Genomic DNA, 16,296 nt, shown 5'->3' with positions numbered 1-16,296 from the left:
CCTTCTTAAAGAAGAGGCCCGGTTCAGCAAAATGCTCAGCCCTTGAGCTCGGCCATCCACGCCTCGACGTCATCGGCCCGCCGCGGCAGCGCCGCCGACAGGTTCTTGTTGCCGTCGGCCGTCACGAGGATGTCGTCCTCGATCCGCACGCCGATGCCGCGGTACTCCTCCGGGACCGTCAGGTCGTCCGCCTGGAAGTACAGACCGGGCTCGACGGTCAGGCACATGCCGGGCTCCAGGACACCGTCGGCGTACGTCTCGCGGCGCGCGGCCGCGCAGTCGTGGACGTCCATGCCGAGCATGTGACCGGTGCCGTGCAGGGTCCAGCGGCGCTGGAGACCCAGCTCCAGGACACGCTCGACCGGGCCCTCGACGAGGCCCCACTCCACGAGCTTCTCGGCGAGCACGCGCTGCGCGGCGTCGTGGAAGTCGCGGTACTTGGCGCCGGGCTGCACCGCCGCGATGCCGGCCTCCTGGGCCTCGTACACGGCGTCGTAGATCTTCCGCTGCAGCGCGTCGAAGCGGCCGTTGATCGGCAGCGTCCGCGTCACGTCGGCGGTGTAGTACGTGTGCGTCTCCACACCGGCGTCGAGCAGCAGCAGCTCCCCGGAGCGCACGGCGCCGTCGTTGCGCACCCAGTGCAGCGTCGTGGCGTGCGGGCCCGCGGCGCAGATCGAGCCGTAGCCGATGTCGTTGCCGTCGACGCGGGCGCGCAGGAAGAACGTGCCCTCGATGTAGCGCTCGCTGGTCGCCTCGGCCTTGTCCAAGACGCGTACGACGTCCTCGAAGCCGCGGGCCGTCGAGTCGCACGCCTTCTGGAGCTCGCCGACCTCGAACTCGTCCTTGACCAGACGGGCCTCGGACAGGAAGACGCGCAGTTCCTCGTCGCGCTCGGCGGTGACCTTGTCGGTCAGCGCGGCCTCGATGCCGGCGTCGTAGCCACGGACGACGCGGACGGAGCCGGTCGCCTCGCGCAGCTGTCCGGGCAGCTCGCGCACGTCGGACGCCGGGATGCCGTACAGCGTCTCGGCCTCGGTGAGGGAGTGCCTGCGGCCGACCCACAGCTCGCCCTGGCCGTCCAGCCAGAACTCGCCGTTCTCGCGGTTGGAGCGCGGCAGCAGGTAGATGGTGGCCTCGTGGCCGCTCGTGCCGTCCGCGAAGTCCGTCGGCTCCAGGACCAGGACGCCGTCCTCGGTCTGGTTGCCGGTCAGGTACGCGTACTCGACGGAGGCGCGGAAGGCGTACTCGGTGTCGTTCGAGCGGGTCTTGAGATTGCCCGCGGGGATCACGAGACGCTCGCCCGGGAAGCGCGCGGAGAGCGCGGCACGGCGGGCGGCGGTGTGCGCGGCCTGGGCGATCGGCTGCAGGTCGTGCAGCTCTGTGTCGGCCCAGCCGGACTTCATGTTCTCGGCGAGCTCGTCGGAGACGCCCGGGTACAGGCCGTTCTTGCGCTGCTTGATCGGCTCTTCCTCGGACTCGATCTCCAGGTCTTCCGGGGTCTCCGGGTTCTCCGGATTGAGCTCCTCCGACACGATCTGCCTCCTATGTACGACACTGGGCCCCCTCCATCGTACGGGCGTACGGAAGGGGGCCAAGTGCCGGAAGGCCCATTACATGCCGTATTGCGGGGGTCACTCGAAACGGACCCCGGGGCGTCACTCGAAGCGGGCCGCAAGAAGCACCACGTCCTCGTCGCTGTCGGCGGCGTCCAGGCCGTCCGGCAGCACCGTCCGCAGCACGTGATCGACGAGTGCGTCCGGGTCGTCGCGCACCGGCTTCGGCACGCTCGCCGCCGCCGCGTGCAGCCGCGCGAAGGCCCGGTCCATCGGGTCGCCCGTGCGGTGCAGAAGCCCGTCCGTATAGAGAAGCACCGTTTCTCCCGGCTCCGGCTGGAACTCCACGCTCGGCGCCTCCCAGCAGGCGAGCATGCCCAGCGGCGCCGAGAGCGAGGTCTCCACGAACTCGGTGCGCCGCTCGCCGATCACCAGCGGCGGGCTGTGCCCGGCCCCGGCCAGGACGATCTTGCGCAGCGCCGGTTCGCAGTAGGCGAAGAGGGCCGTCGCCGACCGCGCGGGCTCGGTGAGCCGCAGCAGCAGCTCCAGATCGGACAGGACGGCGACGGGGTCCTCGCCCTCCATGACGGCGTACGCCCGCAAGGAGGCCCGCAGGCGCCCCATCGCGGCGACGGCGCTGGGACCCGACCCGGTGACGGACCCGACCGCCAGGCCGAGCGCGGCGTCGGGCAGCGGCAGCGCGTCGAACCAGTCGCCGCCTCCGCGCGCGCAGGTGCGGTGCCGGGCGGCGAGCTGCACCCCGGCGACCCGCGGCAGCCGTGAGGGCAGCAGCTCCTCGCGCAGTGTGGCCTCCGTCGTGCGGGCGCGGTCGAGTTCGAGCAGCCGCGCCAGGTGCTCGGCGGCCTGGCGTGCGTAGAGGCCCACGAGGTGCCGCTGGCGCTCGCCGGGCTCCGCGGGCTCGTCGTACAGCCAGACCGCGGCGCCGATCCGGCCCGCCGCCTCGGTGGACAGGGGCAGTGCGTAGCTCGCCGCGTAGCCGAGCCGGACGGCGACCTCGCGGTGGCGGGGGTCGAGGGTGCTGTCGGCGAGCAGATCCGCGTTGACGATCCCGGTCTCCGAGCCGGGCGGCGCGGGCGGTGCGTCGAGGAGCCGCCCGAAGGCGGTGGCGCCGCGGGGCACCGTCTCGATGTGCCCCAGGTCGGCGCGGGCGAGGCCGAGGCCGACGGTGGTGTCGGGCCCGAGCCCGTCGGCGGGCTCCAGGACGAGCAGGCCGCGGCGGGCGCCGACCAGGGCGGCTCCGGCGCGCAGCAGTTCGTGCAGGGCCTCGTCGAGCGTGGCCGTGCGGGCCAGGCGTTCGGTGAGCTCCTGCAGGGTGGTGAGATCGGAGATCCAGCCCGCGAGCCGGTCCTGGATCATGAGGGTCGGTGCGCCTTGGGCCTGTGGGGTGGGCGCGACAGTGTGGGCTGGTGGCGGAACAGTTGAATCGATTCCGGCCACTTTCGGAAGGTGCGGAGCGTTCATGGCTGACGGCTTTCCGGCCGGTGCGTATTGCTCAATAGCATCGCAAACCCCCATGTCATTCTGCGCCGCTAGCAATGTTCTCCACATCTACACGCACTGATGAGGGGATGTCCAGCATTGTCCCGCTGGGATTCCTGGTGTCCGTGGGAATTCTGTGGCGTTTAGGCGATCTTGGTAACTTGGCTCAAAAGTGCCTGAGGCGACGGCTTATTGCGATCGACTGGGATTGTTCAACAAGGGGCACTCCCAGGCCCTCAGGCATGGGAGGCGCGTCACAGCGGCCGTGATGGGTACGTACTCGGTGATGACCAGGGGCAGTTGAGATCAGCCCGGAACCTGGTGACGGAACCGGGCGTCTTAACTCACGACGACCGTGCCCCATCCTCCCGTGGGGGAGGCGGCGAATAAGTACGCGGGACAGCAAACGCCAGGCACCGCCACCCCACGCCACGCTAACGCTCGGCCCCCTAGGGGTTCCCCATGCCGCAGGCTGGGGTGTGATGCGCCAGTTCTACGCACAGCGAAGTGATCCACACATGGTGTGATGTGGCCCGCCGTGTTCCTCGGCGTGTAAACGGAAAGGAACGAGCGCTCATGCGCGAGATCCTCGGAAGGCGACGCAGGCTCCTGTCCAGGCTCACCGGCAGGAAGTCTGACCAGATTCCCGGTCTGATCGGCGCGGCACTGACCTTTGCGACGGCATGGAAGTGGCCCGTGGTGCCCGGCGTCGGGCTCGACCGGCGAGACGACACCCGCTGCGCCTGCCCCGACCCCGACTGCACGGTGCCGGGAGCACATCCCCTGGACCCCGGTCTGCTGACCGCGACGACCGACGAGCGCATGGTGCGCTGGTGGTGGACGAACCGCCCGGACGCGCCGATCGTGCTCGCCACCGGCGCCAGTGCCCCGTGCGCCGTCAGTCTGCCCGCGATCGCGGGCGCGCGCGCCCTGGCCGCGCTCGACCAGATGGGCATCAGGCTCGGCCCGGTCGTGGCGACCCCCGCCCGCCTCTTCCTGCTCGTCGCGCCGTACTCCATGGAGCAGTTGGGCGACCTGCTGTACGCCAAGGACTTCGTGCCCGGCTCGCTGCGCTTCCACGGAGAGGGTGGATACCTCGCCCTTCCGCCCTCCGGGACGGGCCAGGGACCGGTGCGCTGGGAGCGGGCTCCGCTGCCCGGCTCGGCGGCGCCGTGGGTGCCCGATGTCGAGGCCGTGGTGGACGCGGTGGTGGACGCGCTCACTCGTACGGGTGTGAGCGCCCCCGAGTTGTAGGGGAAATGGGCGCGCGGCGAGCCGGGCGCCCATCAAACGTCGTTAGTGTCAGGCCCTATGAACCCCCGCCTGATCGCGCTCATGGGCGTCGTGGCCATTACGGTTCTCCTGCCGCTCGCCGGCGCGTCCGCGGGGCCTGTGGGCGACGGTGACGCCGAAGCCGGGCCGTCGGAGCGGTCGGCGGACGCGGCACCGGGGGCGGCGCCGGATCCCGACGCGAAACAGCCCTCTTCGGAGAAGCCGACTTCGAAACGGCCCTCTACGGAGGGCGCGTCTTCGTCTTCGGGCTCGACTTCGTCTTCGTCTTCGGGTGACTCGTCGCTCCTCGGGGGGCTCGGCCTCGACAGCGCCGCCCAGTGCGGACCCGAACTCACCTCCCCCAAGGGCATCGAAGCCCAGACGTGTGTTCTGACCCAGGGACGCGACACCTGGGGGCGCACGTACTACCGCAACACGACCGGTGATGAGCTGAGCGCCGTACTGACCGTTATGGGTCCGGGCGGACGCACCGTCCAGACGCACTGCGCGGTGGGCGCGGCGGACGAGCCGGGGGCGTGCGAGACGCCGCGGGAGCGTACGGCGGGGAATGCCGAGGCCTATTCGGCGGTGGTGGAGTTCGCCGACGGGAGTGGTGGACCGTTGCTCCTGCGCTCCGGGAGCAACTCCGCGCGGCCGACGGCCAGTTGAGATCGCAGGTCAGGCCGTACGGCGGGCCGGACATGGAAGGGCCCGGTTGCTGGCGACGGGGGATGCACCAGCAACCGGGCTACCTGAACGGTAACAAGAGATCTGCTCTGGGCAAATTCGATCTCGGATATCCAGACAGGGATTCACCTGCGACGACGGGGAGTTGTGACAGGAGTCACCCCTCCCCTCCGACTGACTGGTGGGTCAGCTCAGCGTCACCTGGCGGTTGGTGAGACCGCCGCGCGCCCGGCGCTCGTCCGGCGTGAGCGGGGCATCGCTGCCGAGCGCAGTCGCGAGCCGCTCGGCGAACTCCGCGGCGGGCTTCTCGATGTCCTCGGCGCCCATTCCGGTCGGCAGGTCCCACACCGGGACCGTCAGACCGTGCGCCCGGAAGGAGCCGACCAGGCGGGTGCCCTCGCCCAGACTCGACGTGCCGGCCGCGTGCAGGCGGGCGAGCGCGTCCAGGAGCTGCTCCTCGGGGTGCGGCATGACCCAGCGCAGGTGGTTCTTGTCCGGGGTCTCGCACCAGTACGCGGAGTCCACACCGGAGAGCTTCACGGTCGGGATCGCGGCGGCGTTGGCCCGCTCCAGGGACGCGGAGACCTCCGTGGACGCGTTCTCCGAGTCCGGCACCCAGAATTCGAAGCCCGCGTGCACGATCGGCTCGAATGCGCCGTCGGGGTCGAGGATGTCCTGAAGGCGCGGCCCGTCGGCGGGGGCGCGGCGTGCCTGGACCGGGGAGCCGGGCTCGGCGGTCAGGGCGCGCTGGAGGGTGTCGGCGAGGTCGCGGCTGATGTCGCCGGACGCCGTGTCGTTCTGGAGGCCGAGCAGGACCGAGCCGTCGTCGCGGCGCAGCGCGGGCCAGGCCATCGGCAGGACGGTCGCCAGAGCGACCGAGGGCACGCCGTCCGGCAGCCCGTCCTTCAGGGGCAGTTCGACGGTCGCCGCCGGGACGAGCTCGCGCAGAGCCACCCAGTCGCCCTCGCCGGGCAGGCCCTCGAAGGGGCGCTGCACCAGCTCGGTCACCGCGTGCGCGGCGGCCCGGCCGTGACAGGCCTTGTAACGGCGGCCCGAACCGCAGGGGCAGGGTTCGCGGGCACCGACGACAGGGACCCGCCCGTCCGTCAGCTGCGGCTGCTTGCCCTTGGTCTGAGGGCGCTTCTTGGCCATCTTGGGTGTCTCCCGGATGCGGCTTTCCAGCGTGGCTCTTCGTACGTCTTGGGCGTACGGGCGCGAGCCTAGCCGCTCACCCATGGGGCGTCGGGATCCAGCCTGAGTCAGTCGAGGTCGTCGAAGGGGTCCGCGTACGCCAGGTCGGGTATCGCCGCGCCCGACGGGGCCGCGACGCGCGTAGCGAAGTCCTCGTGACGCTGCTCGGCGTGGACCGCTGCCCAGACCGTGACCTCGCCGTGGGTGTCGTCACGCACGCCCCACGCGTCGGCGAGCGCCGTGATGATGTTGAGCCCGCGACCGCCGTGCGCGGTGACCGAGGGCGTGGCCGGAACGGGGCGCGTCGGGCCGCCGCCGTCCGTCACCTCGACCGTCAGCCGGCCTGCCGCGTCCACGCACCAGGCGGCCCGGACATCACCGTCGCCAACCATTCCTTCGCCCAGCGGCCTGCCGTGCCGACAGGCATTGCTGAGCAATTCCGAAAGGATCAGTACAGCATCGTCGACGACCGATTCCGGCACTCCGTTCCTGCGCAGTTGATCGCGCATCCGGTGCCTTGCTTCCCCCACGCCCGCCGGGCCATGGGGTACGGCCATGCTCGACGACGCGGGCACCTCCCGTGCCACCACCAACGCCACCCCCGAGACCTCCTTCGCCCCACGCCACGGTGTGAATGCCCCAATGGACTGGACCGGAAACCGGCCAATCCTTGTGCGGTGACGCACTCGTAACGATCGAATACGGACCGAACGCGCCGGTGCACACCCCGTAACCGACGTGGTCGCGGTTAGCGGCGGCCCAACTGGGACAGCACCTGCTTGGGGCGATTGGTGATGATGGCGTCGACGCCGAGGTCGGCGCAGAGCTCGACGTCCTCGGGTTCGTTCACGGTCCACACGTGCACCTGGTGGCCCGCGCGTTGGAGTTTGGCCACGTAGCCGGGGTGATTGCGAATGATCCGCATGCCCGGCCCCGCGATCCGAACGCCCTCGGGAAGGCGGCCGTCGCGGTGTCGCGGCGAGACGAACTGCATCAGATAGACCGTCGGAAGAGTGGGGGACGCGGCCCGCACCCGGTGCAGGGAGCGCGCCGAGAAGCTCATGACGCGTACGGGAGAGGGGCCGTCGGCGGGTGGGGAATCCAAACCGAAGCGCTTCAGTAGAAGGAGCAGCCTTTCCTCGACCTGGCCCGCCCAGCGGGTGGGGTGCTTGGTCTCGATGGCCAGCTGGACGTTGCGCCCCGAGGCGTTGCTCTCGGCCACCAGCTCGAGCAGCCGCTCCAGGGTGAGGACGGAGGTGTCCTCCCAGTCGGGGCCTTCGTCGGCCTCACCGTGGTTGTTCTTCCAGGAGCCGAAGTCGAGCGTGGCCAGGTCGGCGAGCTCCAGGGCCGACACGGCTCCTCGGCCGTTCGACGTACGGTTCACGCGGCGGTCGTGGACACAGACGAGCTGTCCGTCCGCGGTGAGGCGTACATCGCATTCGAGGGCGTCGGCTCCGTCCTCGACGGCCTTCTTGTACGCGGCCAGCGTGTGCTCGGGGGCGTCTTCGGAGGCTCCGCGGTGGGCGACGACCTGGATCTGGTGCTGTCGTGCGAGGGTCACCGCGTCATGGTGCCATCACGGGGTACCCGCAGGTGTGCCCAAGGGGTGGCGAACACCGAGCCGGACCTGGCACACAGAGCCGGATCCACAGGATCGGCTTATGGTGCCCTGACAGCCCATGGGAAAAGCTGACTGCAGACAGATGCACAGTTGGGCACAGCCAGGCCGTGACCGAGAACGACAGCGTGGACCGAGGAGAAGAGCTGTGAGCACCGAGAACGAGGGCACCGAGGTACCCCCGGCCCCGTCAGCGCCTCCTGTGCCGGTGGAAACTCCCGCTGCTTCCGCCGAGCCGACGCACCCTTCCGCACCCGACCTCGCGGCGCCGTCCCCCGTGGCGTCCGCCCAGGAACCGACGGCGCACCAGGCTCCCGCGCACGCCGGTGCCGCCGCGGGCGCGCCCCAGCACGCCGCCCCGCACGCCTCCGGTGCCGGCGCCTGGCCGCCTCCGCCGCCGCCCGCCGTTCCTTCGTACGCCCAAGGTGGCGGCTCGGGCTCCGGGTGGGGCGCGTCGTACGCGGCGCAGCACCCCGAGGGGCCCAAGCCCGCGAGCCGACGCGGTGGTCTGATCGCCGCGGTGCTCGTGGCCGCCCTGGTCGCCGGTGGTGTCGGCGGCGGCATCGGCTTCTGGGCGGCCGACCGGAACGACAACAGCACGGGCTCGACCACGGTGTCCGCGTCGGACACCCCGGCCGACCTCAAGCGCGACCCCGGCACGGTCGCCGACATCGCGAACAAGGCGCTGCCAAGCGTCGTCACCATCGAGGCCCAGGGCGGCAACGGCGAGGGCGGCACGGGCACCGGCTTCGTCTACGACAAGCAGGGCCACATCCTCACGAACAACCACGTCGTGGCCTCCGCCGCCGACGGAGGGAAGGTCGCGGCGACGTTCTCGGACGGCAAGAAGTACGACGCCGAGGTGGTCGGCCGCGCCGAGGGCTACGACGTAGCGGTCCTCAAGCTCAAGAGCCCGCCCTCGAACCTGAAGCCGCTCCCCCTGGCCAACTCCGACAAGGTGGCCGTCGGCGACTCCACGATCGCCATCGGCGCGCCCTTCGGCCTCTCGAACACGGTCACCACCGGCATCGTCAGCGCCAAGGACCGCCCGGTGACCTCCAGCGACGGCGCGAGCAGCAAGAGCTCGTACATGAGCGCCCTGCAGACCGACGCCTCCATCAACCCCGGCAACTCCGGCGGCCCGCTGCTCGACGCGGGCGGTGCGGTCATCGGCATCAACTCCGCGATCAAGCCCGCGGAGAGCGGCGGCGGCCTCGGCGGAGGCGGCCAGTCCGGCTCCATCGGCCTGGGCTTCGCGATCCCGGTCAACCAGGCCAAGTACGTCGCACAGCAGCTCATCAAGACCGGCCAGGCCGTCTACCCCGTGATCGGTGCCTCGGTCGCCCTGGAGGAGAAGGCGGGCGGCGCCACGATCTCCCAGGAGGGCGCCAGCGGCACGGAGGCGGTCACCCCGAACGGCCCGGCGGACAAGGCGGGCCTCAAGCCCGGCGACGTCATCACGAAGCTGGACGACACGGTGATCGACAGCGGCCCGACCCTGATCGGCCAGATCTGGACCCACAAGCCGGGCGACACCGTCGAGATCACCTACACGCGCGACGGCAAGGAGCACAAGGTCGACGTGGTCCTGGGCGAACGCAAGGGCGAGAGCTGACCCGCTACTCTTGACCCCGCACCGCCTGAGCGGCGGTGCGGGGTGGGTTGCCCGAGCGGCCTAAGGGAACGGTCTTGAAAACCGTCGTGGCGAGAGTCACCGTGGGTTCAAATCCCACACCCACCGCAGTGGTTGAGAGCCTCTGACCAGCGCAATCGGTCGGAGGCTCTTCCTCTGTTCCGGCCCTCGTGACGTCCCGCCCTTCCCTCCGGCCCTGGGCCGATCACGCACGCGGGGATCGGAGCCCAGGTGGGCTAAGCCATGGATGAACCCCGGACTCCACGTGGCCGCTGCGCGGCGAGCCTAGGAGAAGGTGCGGGCCGAGTGAGGTGTCGTTCTCCGCGGAGATCACTGGATTCGTCTCAGAGGAGAAACTCGTGTTGAAGCGCATCGCATCTGCCCTCGCCGTAGCCACCGTCGCCGGGTTCCTGGCCGCCGGTACCGCCGTCGCCGACGACCCGAGCACCACCATCAGCGAGGGCCGCTACGCAGGCCAGACCTTCACCAACATGGGCGGCCCCTACGGGATCACCACCGCCGGCCAGGCGGACGGCGGGCACCGGGACGGGACCGCCCTCCACGGCTTCGGCTTCGACGGCTGACAGTCGGCAGTCTGCTGTTCGAAAGGGTGCCTCTCATTGAGGGGCACCCTTTCGCGTGTGGGGGCGTGTGGGGCGTGTGGGGGCGTGTGGGGCTTCGTGTGTGTGGGGGAGCGCGTGGAGGCGTGTCTCACCACCCTGGCCGGGGGTGGTGCCAGTGACACCCCCGAGAGGCCGGGTCGCCGTATGTCGCGGGCCGTCGGGATTCGCGAGCCTTGAGGACGTCAGCACGGCACGTCCCCACCACCTCCCCACCGTGAAGATTCGAGGCCCGTCATGAGTACCAGCGCCCTGCCGTACGCAGCCGCTCCCACCGCTCCCACCGCTCCTTCACCCGTGCGCTCCGCCGGGTCCCCGGGCTTCTGGCGTGCACCGTTTTCCGGTTCCACCTACCGGGAGATCGGCTACACGGTGACGTCGCTGCCCATCGCCATCGTCGGCTTCACCTTCGCCGTGACGATGTTCGCGCTCGGCCTGGGCCTGTTCGTCACCGTGCTCGGACTGCCGGTCCTCGCGGCCGCTCTGGCCGGTGCGCGGGGGTTCGGCGCCGCCGAGCGGGGGCGGGCGCGGGCGCAGCTGGGGCTCGACGTCGCCGGGCCCGCTGCCGTGAAGGCGCCGCGGGACGCGGGTGCGTGGGCGGGGATGCGGGCGCGGCTCTCGGACGGTGCGGGCTGGCGGGCGCTGCTCTTCCAGGTCGTGATGTTCCCGTCGCGCGTGGTGTCCTTCGTTCTCAGCGTCACCTTCCTGGTCACCGGCTGGGTGGTCGCGCTCCTTCCGGCGTACACCTGGGTCTTCCCGCGCTACCTCGACTGGCCCGGCTACCGGGTGTTCGACTACACCTCCGGTGGCGAGCAGCACGCGTTCTACCTGGAGTCGCCGGTGCAGATCGCCGGGGCATCCCTGGTCGGCCTCGCCATCGTCTTCCTCACCCCGAAGCTGGTCCGCGCCCTGACGAACATCGACCGTGCGGCCGTGCGTTCGATGCTCGGTTAGCGGTTAGCGGTTAGCTGTTGGCGGCTTGTGGTTAGCGGCTTGTGGGGCGCCGGGGAGCGTGCAGGCTGGGTAAGGGGCGTCCGCCATTGCGGGCGTCCCTTACCGCGTCCCTTCAGGGGCTCTACGCGTACCCCGTCAGGCGCGCCGCCGAAGCGATCGTCGAGCGTGCCTCGCGCTCCGTCAGGCCGACCTGGACCGCGGCATCGGTGAGGTCCTCGGTCAGGGACTCGCCGATGCCGTTCTCGTAGGCACGGCAAGCGGCCCAGAACAGGCGGGTGTTGCGCTGGCCCTCGTGCGCGGCGAGCACGAACTGGACCAGGCCCTGGCCCCGTTGGGGCGGCGAGGGAGCCTGCGGGAGCGTGGGGCGGTAGACGCGGGGCGGGGGCATCAGCAGGCGCAGCAGTGCGGACGGGCAGCTAGCCGGCGGGAGATGGGCGGTGCCGGCCACGGTGCTGTAGACGCCGTGCTCGGTGCGCGAACCGGGGCCGACGAGATAGCCGCCCGCGCCGCGGATGTCGATGCCGGGGGCGAGGCGCCCCGCCGAGTTGGGGACGACGGCGTCGGGCGGGCCCGCGAGCCAGATGTGGCGGCCACCGCTCGGGGTCGCCACGACGACCGTCGCCGGGATCGTGAACAAGTGGCGCAGCGCCAGTTCCCGCAGGGCCGCCGGAGCGTCCGTACCGGACTTGGTGTCCAGGTCGATGCCGATCAGATGGTGCGGGGGCAGCCCGCACGCGATCCCGTAGCCGGTGGCCCAGGGAGCGGCGGCGAAGAGCTCGCGGATGCGGCGGGGGTCGGTCGACGCGTCGTACACGCCGTGTCCGGGGCGGCCGCATTCGCCGTGGCAGGGGGTCGGTTCGGGCTGCTCGTGGTGGGGGGAGCGGAGCGCCGGCAGCTTGGTGCGGGAGAGCGGGATGACGGCGAGGCCGCGCTCGGCGGCTGACAGGGCGTGGGCGAGTACGAGTGCTGTGGCATGGCGGTCGATGGTGGCCATGCCTTCATTTTCGTACAGGTGTTCGAAGAAAGGAAGAGGGGGCGGCACGGCGCGCGAACGAAACGCGGGCGCGCCCGTCGATCTTCAGGAAGTGGCGGAACGCTTCAGCGCGTGCGGCGCCTGGGTTTGGGCGGGGTTTTAGGTGCTGAGCAGGGGCTTTGTGGGAGCCAAGCATGTTTATCGACTTGTACTCACGCTTGCGGGGGAATTGGGGCTTCCGGGGTGGTTCGCCGGGGATTCGGTGGGCAACTCTGGAGTCGCGACGTCGTGCAGAACACCAGGGGCGGTCGGCCAACTGCCCCGGAACAAGCCGCACTTCAGGTACTCCCGGCACGTCGCCGGTGCGTACCCCCGTAACGGAGGAATTCACATGGCAAGCATCCGTACCGCCCGCGTCATCGCTGCAGCCGCGGCCCTGCCCCTGGCTGCCGCACTCTTCACGGGTGTCGCGACGGCCGACAACGGCTCCTTCGCGAACGACGGATCGAATGCCGGCGTGGCGACTGTCAACGGCAGCGGCGTCGGCGGCAACAACAGCGGCAACTCGTCCACGTCGCAGCAGCAGGCAGTCGGTTCGGGCGCCTCGAACCAGAACAACACCGCCCAGGTGAACGGCTCGGCGTTCACGGCGATCGACCAGTCGAACGAGAACGTCGCCGTCAACTTCACCCACCTCTGGTGAGGTGACGGCCCTCCGGGACACCTCCCGGGGCCCGCTCGATGGGGTGTGTGACGTTCTGCGCGGCGGTGCATCTGCACCGCCGCGCAGGCGTGTTCGGGGTACGCCCTCCCGCCTCGGGTGATCTCTCGCGAAGCCGGGGCGATCCCACGGCGTTCGGATACGGGGCGATCCCACGGCGTTCGGATACGGGGCGATCCCACGGCGCTCGGGTGTGGGGCGACCTCATGGCGACCGCATCCCGGGTGATCTCTTGACACCACGACAGTTTCTGACGGACAGTCAGAAACCATTGTCGGTGCGGCGCGTCGGTGCGCCGCCCGTACGCGGACGCCGTACGCGAAGGAGAGGCCGCCCCCGTGCACCTCGCCCCCACCGAACGCCAGCAGCAGCTGCGCGCGGAACTGCGCGCGTACTTCCGAGATCTGATGCCCGGCGGGCCGCCCGAAGGGAACGACCTGGAGGGCCAGCGCCGACTGCTGCGGCGCATCGGGGCCGACGGCATGCTCGGCCTCGGCTGGCCGGTCGAGTACGGCGGCCAGGGGCGCGGTCCCGACGAGCAGTTCGTCTTCTTCGACGAGGCCTACCGCGCGGGCGCGCCCGTATCGATGGTCACCCTGAACACCGTCGGGCCGACCCTCATGAAGTACGGCACCGAGGAGCAGAAGGCCGCCTTCCTGCCGCGCATCCTCAGCGGCGATCTCGTGTTCGCGATCGGGTACAGCGAGCCGTCGGCGGGGACGGATCTGGCCTCGCTGCGGACGCGGGCGGTGCGCGAGGGGGAGACGGAAGGCGAAGGCGCGGGGACGGAGGCCGCGTGGGTCATCGACGGGCAGAAGATCTTCACGTCGAACGCCCAGAACGCCGACTGGATCTGGCTGGCCTGCCGCACCGACCCAGAGGCCCCCAAGCACCGGGGCATCTCGATCATCCTCGTGCCGACCGACGCCCCCGGATTCTCGTGGACGCCCATCGAGACCGTGGGCGGTCTGACGACGACGGCGACGTACTACGACGGGATCCGCGTGCCCGCCACGAATCTCGTCGGCGAGGAGAACGGCGGCTGGGGGCTCATCACCAACCAGCTCAACCACGAGCGGGTGGCGCTCGCCGCGATCGGCATGCAGGCCGAGGATTTCTACGCCGCGGCCCTCGCCTTCGCCCGTACACCCGATCCGGTGACGGGCGAACGCCGGATTGACGCTCCGTGGGTCCGGTCGAGATTGGCCGAAGCGCAGGCACGGATTGCGGCAACGCGCCTGCTCAACTGGCGTTTGGTGGGGGATGTCGGGGCGGGCGCGCTGGCGCCGGGAGACGCGAGTGGCGTGAAGTTCATGGGAACCGAATCGGCGGTGGAGGTGTACCGAATATGTCAGGAAGTCACGGGCGAGACCGGTCTGGTGCGGGCCGGTTCACCTGGGGCCCTGGCGCTCGGCACGGGTGGTGAGGGGGAGTTGGAGCGGATGAACAGGGCGGCACAGATCAATACGTTCGGGGGCGGGGTGAGCGAGGTGCAGCGGGAGATCGTGGCGACGATGCGCCTCGGGATGCGGAGGGGACGGCGGTGACCGATCTTTCGTACGAGACGTTGAAGGCGTTCGAGGGGCGGGCGGCCGCCACGTCGGGCGTGGGCAAGGACCCGGTGAACGAGCCGATGATCCGGCACTGGTGCGAGGCCATGGGGGACGCGAACTCGGCCTACGCGGGGACGGATCCGATCGCGCCGCCGACCATGCTCCAGGCCTGGACGATGGGTGGGCTCTCCGGGCACCAAGGGCGTTCGCCCGCTCACGAGGAGCTGTTCGCGCTCCTGGACGGCGCGGGGTACACCTCGGTCGTCGCCACGGACTGCGAGCAGGAGTATCTGCGGGCCCTGCGGCCGGGGGACGAGATCACCTTCGACGCGGTCATCGAGTCGGTGTCGGAGCGCAAGACGACGAAGCTGGGCACGGGGCACTTCGTCACGACCCGGATGGACGTCAGAGCGGGCGGCGAGCCGGCGGGCACGCACCGCTTCCGGATCCTCAAGTACGCGCCAGCGCAGCGGAAACCCCAGGGCAAGCGGCCCCGCCCCGTGATCAATCGGGACAACGCCGGGTTCTGGGAAGGCGTGGCCCGGCACCAGCTCCTGATCCAGCGCTGCGGTGGCTGCCAGGCGCTGCGCTTCCCCTGGCTGCCCGGCTGCAATGCCTGCGGGTCGCTCGAATGGGACACGGTCGAGGCGAGCGGCGAGGGCACGATCTACTCGTACGTCGTCATGCACCACCCGCCCTTCCCCGCCTTCGATCCCCCGTACGCGGTCGGGCTCATCGACCTGGCGGAGGGCGTGCGCATGGTCAGCAATGTGGTGGGCCTGCCCAGCGACAAGGTGCGGATCGGTCAGCCGGTGCGGCTCGAATTCCAGCAGGTGGACAAGGAATTGGAGCTCCCGGTGTTCCGGGTCGTCGAGGGCATGACGGGGGGCGAGGTCTGACATGGACTTCACACCCACGGAAGAACAGGCCGCCGCGCGGGACCTTGCCGGAGAGATCTTCGGAGACCTGTCCACACCCGAGCGACTCGCGGCGGCGGGCACGGGGTCGGATGCCGAGCTGTGGAAGGCGCTGTGCGCGGCGGGGCTGCCGGGTGCGGTGGAGGACGTCGGGCTGCTCGGGCTCGTGCTGCTGGTCGAGGAGCAGGGGCGGAGGACGGCACAGGTGCCGTTCGCGGCGAGCTGTGTCTATGGGCTGCTCGCGGTGGCGGCGCACGGCACGGCGGAGCAGCGGGGGCGGCTGCTGCCGGGGCTGCGGGACGGTACGGCGGTCGCGACGGGGGCGTTCCCGGCGCGGGGCGGCGTGGTGGCCTCCGCGGAGGGGGCGCCGGCCGACGGGACGACTGGGGCACCGGCCGGCGGGTCGACCGGGGCGCTGACCGGGGTGGTGCCCTGGGTGCCCTGGCTGAGGGATGCCACGGAGGTCTTGGTGGCGGTGAGTGATCCCGCGCCGGGAGGTGGGCACAGCCTGTGGAGGGTGCGGGTGGCCGACGCGGAGGCGGAGCCCGTGGAGCTGACCGCGCCCTGGGCGGCCGGGCGGCTGGTCCTGGCCGGGACTCCCGGGGAGCGGATCGGAGGGGAGGGGGCGTACGACGACGTCCTGGCGAGCGCGCGGACAGCTTTCGCCGGGCTACAGGCCGGGGTGTGCGCGGGGTCGCTGGCTCGCGCGGTGGCCCACACGAACGAGCGGGAGCAGTTCGGGCGGCCACTCGCGGCCAAGCAGGGGGTCCAACTCCGGGCAGCGGACGCCCATATGGACACCGAGGCGATACGGGTCACGGCGTACGAGGCGGCCTGGCGCCGTGACACGGGACTGCCGTACGGCACCCATGCGCTGACCGCCGCGTGGTGGGCGTCGGAGGGCGGCAAGCGCGTCGTGCACGCGGGCCAGCATCTGCACGGCGGCATGGGGGCCGACCTCGACCACCCCGTGCACCGGCACTTCCTGTGGGGGCGGCAGCTGGACGCCTACCTGGGAAGCGGGAGCGAAGTACTGCAGGAGATGGGCGACTTGATCGCCGCGAGCGCGCAGGAGGGGATGGGATGACGGGGGGACGGTATGTC

15 protein-coding genes and 1 tRNA gene are annotated in these 16,296 nt (G+C 70.9%); 10 read left to right on the top strand and 6 right to left on the bottom strand.

Annotation, left to right across the window (positions count from 1 at the left end; translation table 11 throughout):
• Nucleotides 1-35: 35 nt before the first annotated feature.
• Together ACIGXX_RS13475 and ACIGXX_RS13470 are read right to left on the bottom strand one after the other, a co-directional pair.
• The gene (locus ACIGXX_RS13475; protein ID WP_399975417.1) at nucleotides 36-1,532 is read right to left on the bottom strand and encodes an aminopeptidase P family protein; all 1,497 of its coding nucleotides are present in this window, start codon (nucleotides 1,530-1,532) and stop codon (nucleotides 36-38) included.
• A gap of 123 nt (nucleotides 1,533-1,655) precedes the next feature.
• Complete coding sequence (locus ACIGXX_RS13470) at nucleotides 1,656-3,089, bottom strand: PP2C family protein-serine/threonine phosphatase (RefSeq protein ID WP_351167324.1); 1,434 nt, start codon at nucleotides 3,087-3,089, stop codon at nucleotides 1,656-1,658.
• A gap of 540 nt (nucleotides 3,090-3,629) precedes the next feature.
• Here ACIGXX_RS13470 and ACIGXX_RS13465 point away from each other — a divergent pair.
• Together ACIGXX_RS13465 and ACIGXX_RS13460 are read left to right on the top strand one after the other, a co-directional pair.
• Nucleotides 3,630-4,307 (top strand): bifunctional DNA primase/polymerase, encoded by a 678-nt coding sequence (locus ACIGXX_RS13465; RefSeq protein WP_361470438.1) that lies wholly within the window; start codon nucleotides 3,630-3,632, stop codon nucleotides 4,305-4,307.
• A gap of 57 nt (nucleotides 4,308-4,364) precedes the next feature.
• Complete coding sequence (locus ACIGXX_RS13460; RefSeq protein ID WP_399975412.1) at nucleotides 4,365-4,994, top strand: hypothetical protein; 630 nt, start codon at nucleotides 4,365-4,367, stop codon at nucleotides 4,992-4,994.
• A 204-nt stretch (nucleotides 4,995-5,198) separates the two neighbouring features.
• Here ACIGXX_RS13460 and ACIGXX_RS13455 read toward each other — a convergent pair whose 3' ends face one another.
• The 3 genes from ACIGXX_RS13455 to ACIGXX_RS13445 form a co-directional block, all read right to left on the bottom strand.
• Nucleotides 5,199-6,164 (bottom strand): DUF5926 family protein, encoded by a 966-nt coding sequence (locus ACIGXX_RS13455; protein WP_399975409.1) that lies wholly within the window; start codon nucleotides 6,162-6,164, stop codon nucleotides 5,199-5,201.
• Nucleotides 6,165-6,271: 107 nt separating this feature from the next.
• Nucleotides 6,272-6,889 (bottom strand): ATP-binding protein, encoded by a 618-nt coding sequence (locus ACIGXX_RS13450; RefSeq protein ID WP_351167332.1) that lies wholly within the window; start codon nucleotides 6,887-6,889, stop codon nucleotides 6,272-6,274.
• Between the two features lie 62 nt (nucleotides 6,890-6,951).
• Nucleotides 6,952-7,764, bottom strand: coding sequence for a glycerophosphodiester phosphodiesterase (locus ACIGXX_RS13445; RefSeq protein WP_351167334.1), 813 nt, complete (start codon nucleotides 7,762-7,764; stop codon nucleotides 6,952-6,954).
• Nucleotides 7,765-7,969: 205 nt separating this feature from the next.
• Here ACIGXX_RS13445 and ACIGXX_RS13440 point away from each other — a divergent pair, with 205 nt between their 5' ends.
• From ACIGXX_RS13440 to ACIGXX_RS13425, 4 genes are all read left to right on the top strand, one after another.
• Nucleotides 7,970-9,436, top strand: coding sequence for a S1C family serine protease (locus ACIGXX_RS13440; RefSeq protein WP_399975404.1), 1,467 nt, complete (start codon nucleotides 7,970-7,972; stop codon nucleotides 9,434-9,436).
• A gap of 41 nt (nucleotides 9,437-9,477) precedes the next feature.
• Nucleotides 9,478-9,562: transfer RNA gene (locus ACIGXX_RS13435), tRNA-Ser, on the top strand.
• Between the two features lie 251 nt (nucleotides 9,563-9,813).
• Nucleotides 9,814-10,038, top strand: coding sequence for a hypothetical protein (locus tag ACIGXX_RS13430; protein ID WP_351167378.1), 225 nt, complete (start codon nucleotides 9,814-9,816; stop codon nucleotides 10,036-10,038).
• 273 nt (nucleotides 10,039-10,311) lie between these two features.
• Complete coding sequence (locus ACIGXX_RS13425; RefSeq protein WP_351167380.1) at nucleotides 10,312-11,028, top strand: sensor domain-containing protein; 717 nt, start codon at nucleotides 10,312-10,314, stop codon at nucleotides 11,026-11,028.
• A 121-nt stretch (nucleotides 11,029-11,149) separates the two neighbouring features.
• Here the strand turns inward: ACIGXX_RS13425 and ACIGXX_RS13420 are convergent, their stop codons facing one another.
• Nucleotides 11,150-12,022: a bifunctional DNA primase/polymerase gene (locus ACIGXX_RS13420; RefSeq protein ID WP_399975401.1), complete on the bottom strand. Its 873-nt coding sequence runs from the start codon at nucleotides 12,020-12,022 to the stop codon at nucleotides 11,150-11,152.
• A 370-nt stretch (nucleotides 12,023-12,392) separates the two neighbouring features.
• On the opposite strand from ACIGXX_RS13420, the gene ACIGXX_RS13415 reads away from it, so the two are divergent.
• The 4 genes from ACIGXX_RS13415 to ACIGXX_RS13400 all read left to right on the top strand — a co-directional run bounded on the left by ACIGXX_RS13415 (nucleotide 12,393) and on the right by ACIGXX_RS13400 (nucleotide 16,279).
• Complete coding sequence (locus ACIGXX_RS13415; RefSeq protein WP_351167384.1) at nucleotides 12,393-12,704, top strand: hypothetical protein; 312 nt, start codon at nucleotides 12,393-12,395, stop codon at nucleotides 12,702-12,704.
• Nucleotides 12,705-13,060: 356 nt separating this feature from the next.
• Nucleotides 13,061-14,269, top strand: a complete 1,209-nt coding sequence (locus ACIGXX_RS13410; RefSeq protein ID WP_399975397.1) for an acyl-CoA dehydrogenase family protein — start codon at nucleotides 13,061-13,063, stop codon at nucleotides 14,267-14,269.
• Nucleotides 14,266-15,174, top strand: coding sequence for an OB-fold domain-containing protein (locus tag ACIGXX_RS13405; RefSeq protein ID WP_351167388.1), 909 nt, complete (start codon nucleotides 14,266-14,268; stop codon nucleotides 15,172-15,174). The genes ACIGXX_RS13410 and ACIGXX_RS13405 overlap by 4 nt, the downstream gene beginning before the upstream one ends.
• A 1-nt stretch (nucleotide 15,175) precedes the next feature.
• Complete coding sequence (locus tag ACIGXX_RS13400; protein ID WP_399975393.1) at nucleotides 15,176-16,279, top strand: acyl-CoA dehydrogenase family protein; 1,104 nt, start codon at nucleotides 15,176-15,178, stop codon at nucleotides 16,277-16,279.
• The last annotated feature ends 17 nt before the right edge of the window (nucleotides 16,280-16,296 follow it).

The sequence above is a fragment of the Streptomyces sp. NPDC055243 genome, assembly GCF_044544025.1.
In the GTDB taxonomy this organism is placed as follows: Bacteria; Actinomycetota; Actinomycetes; order Streptomycetales; family Streptomycetaceae; genus Streptomyces.
The sequence above is the reverse complement of the archived record's forward strand: the minus strand, read 5'-3'. Positions and strand labels throughout refer to the sequence as shown.

Coding starts and splice junctions, on each gene's coding strand:
- ACIGXX_RS13425 (WP_351167380.1), top strand. CDS start 10,312: ATGAGTACCAGCGCCCTGCCGTACGCAGCCGCTCCCACCGCTCCCACC.
- ACIGXX_RS13400 (WP_399975393.1), top strand. CDS start 15,176: ATGGACTTCACACCCACGGAAGAACAGGCCGCCGCGCGGGACCTTGCC.
- ACIGXX_RS13470 (WP_351167324.1), bottom strand. CDS start 3,089: ATGGGGGTTTGCGATGCTATTGAGCAATACGCACCGGCCGGAAAGCCG.
- ACIGXX_RS13420 (WP_399975401.1), bottom strand. CDS start 12,022: ATGGCCACCATCGACCGCCATGCCACAGCACTCGTACTCGCCCACGCC.
- ACIGXX_RS13460 (WP_399975412.1), top strand. CDS start 4,365: ATGAACCCCCGCCTGATCGCGCTCATGGGCGTCGTGGCCATTACGGTT.
- ACIGXX_RS13415 (WP_351167384.1), top strand. CDS start 12,393: ATGGCAAGCATCCGTACCGCCCGCGTCATCGCTGCAGCCGCGGCCCTG.
- ACIGXX_RS13465 (WP_361470438.1), top strand. CDS start 3,630: ATGCGCGAGATCCTCGGAAGGCGACGCAGGCTCCTGTCCAGGCTCACC.
- ACIGXX_RS13455 (WP_399975409.1), bottom strand. CDS start 6,164: ATGGCCAAGAAGCGCCCTCAGACCAAGGGCAAGCAGCCGCAGCTGACG.